This is a genomic window from Marinobacter sp. UBA3604 (genome assembly GCF_002375325.1).
Taxonomy (GTDB): Bacteria; Pseudomonadota; Gammaproteobacteria; order Pseudomonadales; family Oleiphilaceae; genus Marinobacter; species Marinobacter salarius.
Map to the genome: position 1 here is coordinate 96,173 of NZ_DFMB01000023.1, position 8,472 is coordinate 104,644.

6 protein-coding genes and 1 pseudogene are annotated in these 8,472 nt (G+C 58.8%); 3 read left to right on the top strand and 4 right to left on the bottom strand.

Translation table 11 applies throughout. The features are described from left to right. Positions 1–16: 16 nt before the first annotated feature. Positions 17–1,585, bottom strand: coding sequence for a bifunctional GNAT family N-acetyltransferase/carbon-nitrogen hydrolase family protein (locus tag B2590_RS07055; RefSeq protein ID WP_286811314.1), 1,569 nt, complete (start codon positions 1,583–1,585; stop codon positions 17–19). A 159-nt stretch (positions 1,586–1,744) separates the two neighbouring features. Between B2590_RS07055 and B2590_RS07060 the strand changes: the two genes are divergently transcribed. Then, positions 1,745–2,248, top strand: a complete 504-nt coding sequence (locus B2590_RS07060; RefSeq protein WP_036204461.1) for a C40 family peptidase — start codon at positions 1,745–1,747, stop codon at positions 2,246–2,248. Here B2590_RS07060 and B2590_RS07065 read toward each other — a convergent pair. Together B2590_RS07065 and B2590_RS07070 are read right to left on the bottom strand one after the other, a co-directional pair. Further along, positions 2,245–3,282, bottom strand: coding sequence for a sodium:calcium antiporter (locus tag B2590_RS07065; RefSeq protein ID WP_036204460.1), 1,038 nt, complete (start codon positions 3,280–3,282; stop codon positions 2,245–2,247). The genes B2590_RS07060 and B2590_RS07065 overlap by 4 nt on opposite strands. A 35-nt stretch (positions 3,283–3,317) precedes the next feature. After that, entirely contained in the window at positions 3,318–3,713 is a 396-nt protein-coding gene (locus tag B2590_RS07070) for a DUF2784 domain-containing protein (RefSeq protein WP_041335836.1), read from the bottom strand. Between the two features lie 176 nt (positions 3,714–3,889). Here B2590_RS07070 and B2590_RS07075 point away from each other — a divergent pair, with 176 nt between their 5' ends. After that, entirely contained in the window at positions 3,890–5,008 is a 1,119-nt protein-coding gene (locus B2590_RS07075) for a GGDEF domain-containing protein (protein WP_286811315.1), read from the top strand. Between the two features lie 131 nt (positions 5,009–5,139). Beyond that, a complete protein-coding gene (locus B2590_RS07080; protein ID WP_036204456.1) occupies positions 5,140–7,710 on the top strand; it encodes a GcvT family protein in 2,571 nt (856 codons plus the stop codon). A gap of 27 nt (positions 7,711–7,737) precedes the next feature. On the opposite strand, the pseudogene B2590_RS07085 reads toward B2590_RS07080, so the two are convergent. Beyond that, positions 7,738–8,451: pseudogene (locus tag B2590_RS07085) on the bottom strand (L-serine ammonia-lyase); the annotation flags it as partial. Between the last annotated feature and the right edge of the window lie 21 nt (positions 8,452–8,472).

Genomic DNA, 8,472 nt, shown 5'->3' on the forward strand with positions numbered 1-8,472 from the left:
AGCTGCCATCAATGGGTCAGTGTCCGCGCCAGTTCACCGCGTACAGGTCGTGGCGGCGATCCTTGAGGTTCTTCACGGTGCCGCTGTTGCGGGCGGTAAGCAGTGTTTCCGGCCGTAGATCGGCAAAGGCGACGGTCTCCACGTTCGGCGTGGTATCCGCTGCGATGCCATCACGGGCAAAGGGAAAATCACAGGGTGTCAGGATGCAACTCTGGCCGTACTGCAACTCCATGTTGGGCACTTTGGGCAGGTTGCCGACATTGCCGGACATGATCACGAACAGCTGGTTTTCCACCGCACGGGCCTGGCAGCAATACCGTACCCTCAGATAACTCTGGCGCTCATCGGTACAGAAAGGCACGAACAGGATCTGGATGCCCTGGTCCACCAGATGACGCGTCAGCTCGGGAAACTCCGCATCGTAGCAAACCAGGACACCAATGGGGCCGCAATCGGTTTCAATGGCAGTGACACGGCTGCCACCGGTGATATTCCACCAATAGGCTTCGTTTGGCGTGGGGTGAATCTTGGGCTGCGAGAACACCTGCCCGTCCCTCAGGAAGACATAGGCAACATTGCGAACCCGGCCGTCCTCTTCCTTGACCGGCGTGGAGCCACCGATAATGTTGATGTTGTGCCTCAGGGCCAGATCCCGCATCAGGTTGCGGAAGGGTTCGGCGTATTCCGTCACCGCTTCGATGGCTTCTGCCGGGGTCCCTTCACGGCTTTCAATGGACAGCAATTGCAGCGTGAACAACTCCGGGAACACCACGAAATCACCTTTGTAGGTGGACACCACATCCACAAAGTACCGGACGATGTCGCTGAATTCTTCAAACGATGTCACCCGGCGCTGCTGGTACTGGACCGTGCCGATCCGAACGGTGTCGGGCATTCGCCGCCCGTATCGCTTGCGTTTGCCATTGTCGCCGTTACGGGCAACCTTGGGATTCCGCCAGGTCAGGTGGATACCGTAACCAAGGGAAGCGTGGTCAGCATCCAGGTAGTGCGGAATAATGCCGTGGATTTCAAAACCGTTGTGTAATTGGAACGACAGTACCGGGTCCCGCTGCTTTTTCGATTTCACCGCCTCCACGTACTCTTCCACCGATTCAAACTTCTTCAGGCGCCTGGCCAGTGTCGGTAACCTGCCCGCGAACACAACGCCCTGCAACTCCAGCGCCTGGCAGAGCGTTTTACGTTCGTTGTACAAGCGCTCACCAATGCGGTAGCCACGGCAGTCGGGGTCTACACACACCTCCATGCCGTACAGCCACTCCCCTTCCGGGTCGTGGCGCGAGGCATAACCGTTACCGGTAATTTCTGTCCAGTCATGGGGCGCCAATGCAACGTCTTCACCAATACGAAACGTGGCGCAATACCCCACCACACGGTCACCCAGCATGGCGACAAACTGGCCATCAGGAAAGGTGTTGATCTGCCCTGTCAGGGGGCCAGCGGTGTAGCCATACATCCCTGTGCCCGCGTACACCCGGCGGCTCAGGGCGATGATTCCCGGTATATCGCCAAGGGTGGCGTTTCTTACGTACAGGCGCTGTGTCTTGTCTGAAAAGGGAGGACTCATGGAAACCTCGGAAGCTGGAAGCCTAAAGTCATAGTTCGCGAAATGTCCTCGAGCCGTCAAGTGGCCTCTGCAGAAAACAAATCGAAGCAAACTTTAACCTGACAAACCGGCGCCAGGCCTTTTAGAGTAGGCCCATGTAAAACGATTAGAGGCTTTCCCATGAATCGGCGCCCAGTGCTTCCGATGCTCGCAATCCTGATGGCCGTCGGCCTCGCAGGCTGCGCCAGTAACCAGAACCTGCCTCCAACGAATGGCACCACCTGGCAGCCCCCTCACAACGCCACACCCGAGGATGCGGCGACAGCAGATCGGTTATGGCAGGTATTCGAGCGTTACGAAGGCACGCCCTATCGCTACGGCGGCACCTCAGCCAATGGCTTCGATTGCTCTGGCTTCATCGCCACTGCCTTCGATGAAGCCCTCGGCCGTCAGTTACCCCGTACAACCTCACAGATGCTGGCATCCGGTGACGTGGTCGGGCGTGACCAGCTGCGTGCTGGCGACCTGGTGTTTTTCCGTATCAAAGGCAAGGACCAGCATGCTGGCATCTACATGGGTGGTGACAGCTTCATTCATTCCTCGACCTCCATCGGCGTTACCCGCTCGTCCCTCAACGGATACTACTGGCGGGATCGTTTCAGCCAGGCTAGACGGTTTGACTAGCCCGCCAATAGCAACACCACGCCCAGCAGATAGAGAACCATGATAACCACGCTTTCTGTACCGATCTGACCGATACCGTGGCGCTCACGGCGGATTAATCCCATCATCAGCACGCCGGACATCAATAGGGTGAGCGCCGCCCAGAATACCGAATCCTCCGGCATGGCATGGTAGATCGACCCGTCCCGGTAGGCGATATCGGAGGCTGCAGTAAACAGCGTGTCGAACGCGTTGCCGCCAATAATACCGCTTACGGCCAAGGTCAGAGCGCCTCGGCGAACTGCGGCTATGGACGTCACCAGCTCGGGTATTGAGGTACTGATCGCCGTCAACATCACGCCAACAATGGTCTGGCTCAGGTTAGCCCTGTCTGCAATCACCGTTGCCGCCGGCTCCAGCATCCAGCCTGCAATTCCCAGCACCAGCATCAGCGCCAGGAACTCTATCCAAAGCCGCAGCAGCGGCGGCATGGCTGTTACGTCGTCAGGCTCGTCTTGCCGCGTGTCCCTGGTTATTGAGGGCCGCCACATGGGCGATTCCGATGCGTCCCGCACCAGGTAAATTCCGTAGATGTAGGCGCCCAGAAGAACCGGTGTGACCGGATGAACACCGAAGAACGTCACGTCCGGCAGGTGGGGCGCGAACAGGATCAACGCCAGAAGGCAAATCAGCAAGCCGTTCTGCATCATGTTCGGCACAGACGCAGCCGCATGCTCAAGATTGGCGCGACGATAAACCATATCCGCCACCGCAAGGAAAAACGTCTGGACAGCAATGCCACCCAAAGCGTTGCTCACGGCCAGTTCCGCGTTGCCGTGCCACGCTGCAGTCACCGACAGCACCGACCCACCCAGGGATGTCGACGCCCCCAGAAGCACCGCACCCGCAGCGGCCTCTCCTATTCCTGTGCGGTCAGCGAGTTGGTCCACAACCCGTGTGATACGCGTACCGGCCAGCGCAATAATGGCGGCACACACGAAAAACACGAGACTACCCTGAAGAAGGGTCCAGCTTCCGGGAGACGATAGCTCCACGTTAAAAATCTCCTTGGAAAAAGAGAGAATGGCGCCTATCTGCGCGAGCGAGGCGGAAACCACCACCAGGTAGCGACGACCAGAAGCCCAAATACCGTATAGGCGGCAATGAACACCCAGGCAGGCGCATCGTAATAGAGAATCTGCTGCAGCCAATGCTCGATAAAGCTGCCGGTGTAGCCATCAACACCCGCCTTTGACCGTAGCCATATTTCCAGCGTGGTCAACGGGCAGACAATACCAAGCCAGGCCTCTGCAACCACGATGGCAATCGCGCCCAGATGGGCCAGCCGGAACCACAAGTTGTTCACCCAACGCCAACCCAGGCCGTTGCCCGCCAGCACCAGAACCAACCCGAACAGAACGAAGGCCACCACCAGCAGATGAATGGTCAGGACGGTATCGGCGAGAATCTGATAAACGTTGCCCATGACGACTGTCTACTCTAACAAATTGCCAGATTCCTATGATCCCGCCAGATAACATCGGTTGGCAAACGTGGACTCGCGCACGGAATGCACGATAATATCTGTAGCAAATACCTACAATCTTCTGTGGTTATGTCGGCGCCTCAAGCGCGCCCGTGATAAACGGAATTACAAACGCTATGGATCCAGCACCCGGAAATCATCTCCAAGCCGTCAAAATAGAACTTAACCGCCTTGAGACCTACCGGCGGCGTACCTATCTTGGCGTACTGGCCCTGACCGTGGCTATCATGATGCTCAGTTGGGCCTTCCGGGAACAGAGCGATCCGTTCATTACCATCGCCTACCCTGTTTTTTCCATCATTCTCACCATTCTTGGCTTCGCATTCTGGCACCGATCCTTGCAGCTCAGAACCATGGAAATCACCCTCGTCGCTGTAGTCGGGACAATGATTCTCAGCCGCCTCGCATGGCATTTTGCGGTTGGCGACCCGCTCGGCGAACACCTTCTTTTGCTCACGGGCGGGCACTACTGGGCAGTGGGTATCATGATCGTTGGCGGTTTTATTGCGCTTGGTTTTCGGGGCGGCATGGTGACAGGTGTCGCGACCTTGCTGTTTTCGGGCGCGCTGGCCACCCAGGAAGTCTCTCAATGCTTCCTGGCAGCAGGCGATCACTGTCAAAACTGGGTATACCTGCTGCGCATCCATCTGTTCCTCACCGTTCTGTTGGTGCTTACCAGCGCCGGAACGCTGCTGCGTGAACGCTCCTGGAGTGCCTTTGCGCGAGCTGAAACCCTGCACCATTGGGCGAACACAGACCCGCTATGCGGCCTGGCAAACCGCCGGGGTGCTGACCGTTTCCTGTCTGCCGAAGCCGCCCAGGCAGACCGATACCAGCGCCCTCTGACCATCATTCTGATTGATATTGACGAATTCAAGAGCATCAACGATGACTACGGCCACGAAATCGGTGATGCGGTGATTCGCGGGTTTGCAGACATCCTTTCCAAAACCGTTCGTGAAGTGGACCTCGCCGCACGCTGGGGCGGAGACGAATTCCTCGTCGCCACACCGGGCGTGGACCTTCGCAGCGCCCGCCACGCCGCACAACGCTGCCGCCGCGCCATTGAAAGGGCACCCATCGCGGGTGTCTCCGTGACTGCCACCGTCGGTATTGCCGAATACCTGCCTGGGCAGGGCATCGAGGATGCCATCAGCCGGGCCGACGCCATGCTATACCGCGCCAAGGCCGCTGGCCGAAACCGGGTGATTACGGAGGCCTGCGAACTGGCCTGAACGCTACGCGAGCATCCCTGCCGTTTTTGGACGACTTGGTGTCGTATTGGATTTACCACCCTTGACCGATCCGGGCCACATTGAATCAAGGCCGCGCACGCGGCTGCCATTGTGGGTAAAGGGGAATCGAGATGGCACAACTACCGAAACGTGCAAAAGTCGTCATCATTGGCCAGGGCGGTATCGTTGGCTCATCGGTCGCCCACCACCTGATCGAACAGGGCTGGGACGACATCGTCGGGCTGGAAAAATCCGCCATTCCCTCGGACATCGGCTCTACCTCCCATGCCTCGGACTTCTGCTTCACCACCTCCCACGACAAGCTGAATATCTATACCACCAAGTACAGCCAGGCGTTCTATGAAAAGCGCGGCAACTATGTGAAATGCGGCGGCATGGAAGTGGCTCGCGCTGATGACGACGAGCGCATGGACGAACTCCGCCGCAAGGTCGGTTCCGGCAAGGCATTCGGCACCAACGTCAGCATGATTTCACCGAAACAGGCGAAAGAACTGTTTCCCCTTTTGAACGAAGACTGTATCCAGGGCGCCATGTGGGACCCGGACGCGGGGCTGGTGGTGCCCCGCTCCCAGAGCGTTGCAGGCGATCTGGTTGAAGAGGCGGTCGCTACCGGGAAATTGCAGGCCTTTGCCTACACTCCGGCCATCCGCATCGACATACAGGACGGCCAGGTACGGGGCGTGGAAACCCACAAAGGCTATATCGAAACCGAGTACGTGGTGCTGTCCATGGGCATCTGGGGGCCCCTGATGGCCAACACCGCCAACTCGCCCCTGCCGCTGATGCCACTGGAACACCCGCTGCTGTTCTTCGGCCCTTACGAGGAACTGGCCGGCACCGGCAAGCAGATTGTCTACCCCTTGTTCCGCGACCAGGGCAACTCCGCCTACGTGCGGGATACTGGCGACCCTACCACCACCGAGGGTGGCCGCATTGAGTGGGGCTATTACGAAGCGGAAGATCCCCGACTGGTCTACCCCGCGGCCATTTCCGAGCCCGGCGAGGCGCGGATGTCGCCATCCATGCGAGATCTGACGTTGGATCAGGTTATGGACGCCTACGAAAAAGCCATCGAAATGACGCCGATCCTTGGCGAACTGGGCTGGGAGGAAAAGCACTCCTTTAACGGCCTGCTGTCGGTCACACCCGACGGCGGATCACTGATGGGGGAATCCCCGGAAGTGCGCAACCTCTGGTTCTGTGAAGCGGTCTGGGTCAAGGATGGCCCCGGTGCAGGCAAAATCCTGGCGGACTGGATGACCCATGGCTCTCCGGAGATGGACCCCCACAGCATCGACATCGCCCGCCACTATCCGCTGCAGAAAACCCCGGACTACGTTTACAACCGATGCTACGAAACCGCCAAAAAAATCTACACCCCGGCGGTGCATCCCCGCGAGCCCTACATGACCGGTCGTAAGATGCGAACCAGCCCCTTCTATCTGCGGGAAGTCGAGCTGGGTGCCTACTTCATGGAAGCCGCCGGCTGGGAGCGGGCTCACGGCTACGCCGCGAACGAGTCCACTTTGCTGGCGAAATACCGCGACCGCATTCCGGTACGGGAACATGAATGGGACGCCCGGCATTTCTGGGAAGTGTCCAACGCCGAGCAACTGGAAATGAGCGAATCGGTGGGCATGATCAACCTGTCCCACTTCGCTATTTTCGACATCTCCGGAGACGACGCCGAAACTCTGCTGGAGTATCTGTCCGTCGCCAAGGTGGGCGGTACCATCCCTCATGGCAAGGGTGTTTATACTCACTTTCTGGATGCCCGTGGCGGCATCCGCTCAGACCTGACCATCATCCGGCGGGGCGACAACGATTATCGGGTGGTCTGCGGCGGCGACACTGGCCATCGGGACCATTGCTGGATCAAACGCATCGCACGGGAAAAAGGCCTGAACAATATCCGCCTGCAGGACCGCACCGATGAGCTGGCCACCCTGGGGCTTTGGGGGCCGAAGGCGCGGGAAACGCTGGCACAGTTCGTCACCAACCCTGACGAGCTGTCGGCAGAGAATTTCCCATTTGCCACCGCCCGGGAACTGAATGTCCAGGGCGTTCCGGTGTGGGCATTCCGGATATCCTATGTGGGCGAACAGGGCTGGGAGCTCTACTTCCCGTTCAGCTATGGCCTGCGAATCTGGGATCTGCTGTACGACGCTGGCGTTACGCCGGTTGGCATCGAAACCTACGCCAACACGCGCCGTCTGGAGAAGAGCCTGCGGCTGCAGAACGTAGACCTCGAAACGGAGTACAACCTTTACGAAGCCGGACTCCAGCGACCCAAGGTCAAGGAGGCAGACTTCCATGGCAAGGCCGCCTACCTGGAACAACGAAGCTGGTCACAGCAGGCCGCGTACCTGTGCACCATGACCATGACGGAACATCGGGATGCCAACGGGGTATTGCGCTACCCGGTTGGCCAGTGGCCGATCCTCGACCCGCAAACCGGAGAAGTGCTGGTGGACAGTCACGGCCGCCGCTCCTACAACACCAGCGTGGTGTGGGGGCCGTCAGTGGGCAAGATCATCCTGCTGGGGTACATTCCCGTGGAGTATGCTCAGGAGGGCCGGGAACTGACTCTGGAATACTTCCAGGAGCACTACCCCATCCGTATCGAAGCCGTCGGCTACCGGGCGCTGTTTGATCCGGACAACGAGCGGGTCAAGTCCTGAACGCTGTCGTTCAGCCAACACTGGCGGTCAGCACTCGATGATGTTGACCGCCAGCCCGCCTCTTGAAGTTTCCTTGTACTTGTCCAGCATATCGCGACCGGTTTCCCGCATGGTGTGCAGCACCTTGTCGAGGGACACAAAATGCTTGCCGTCTCCTCGCAAAGCCATAATGGCTGCGTCGATGGCTTTCACCGATGCCATGGCATTACGCTCGATACAGGGAATTTGCACCAACCCACCAATGGGGTCACAGGTCATCCCCAAATGGTGCTCCATACCAATCTCGGCCGCGTTCTCAACCTGTTCTGGTGAGCCGCCTGTCGCTGCAGCCAGGCCGGCAGCAGCCATCGCACAGGCCGATCCCACTTCGCCCTGACAACCCACTTCCGCCCCTGAAATGGACGCGTTTTCTTTGAACAGAACGCCAATTGCCGCCGCTGTCAGCATAAAGCGGACAACGCCGTCTTCATCCGCCTGGGGGCAGAACTCCCAGTAGTAGTGCAGCACCGCAGGAATAATGCCGGCGGCGCCGTTGGTCGGTGCAGTCACAATCCGACCGCCGGCCGCGTTCTCTTCATTGACGGCGAGGGCATAGAGATTCACCCAGTCGAGCGCGCTCAACGACGGCGATATCAGGTCCACTCGCGTTTTATCCATCAGCGAGCGATACAGCGACGCAGCCCTGCGCCGAACCTTGAGGCCTCCGGGCAACTCCCCTTCATGGCGGATACCGTTTTGCACGAGTTATAACTGAATCTGGTG

Coding starts and splice junctions, on each gene's coding strand:
- B2590_RS07055 (WP_286811314.1), bottom strand. CDS start 1,585: ATGAGTCCTCCCTTTTCAGACAAGACACAGCGCCTGTACGTAAGAAAC.
- B2590_RS07060 (WP_036204461.1), top strand. CDS start 1,745: ATGAATCGGCGCCCAGTGCTTCCGATGCTCGCAATCCTGATGGCCGTC.
- B2590_RS07070 (WP_041335836.1), bottom strand. CDS start 3,713: ATGGGCAACGTTTATCAGATTCTCGCCGATACCGTCCTGACCATTCAT.
- B2590_RS07075 (WP_286811315.1), top strand. CDS start 3,890: ATGGATCCAGCACCCGGAAATCATCTCCAAGCCGTCAAAATAGAACTT.
- B2590_RS07080 (WP_036204456.1), top strand. CDS start 5,140: ATGGCACAACTACCGAAACGTGCAAAAGTCGTCATCATTGGCCAGGGC.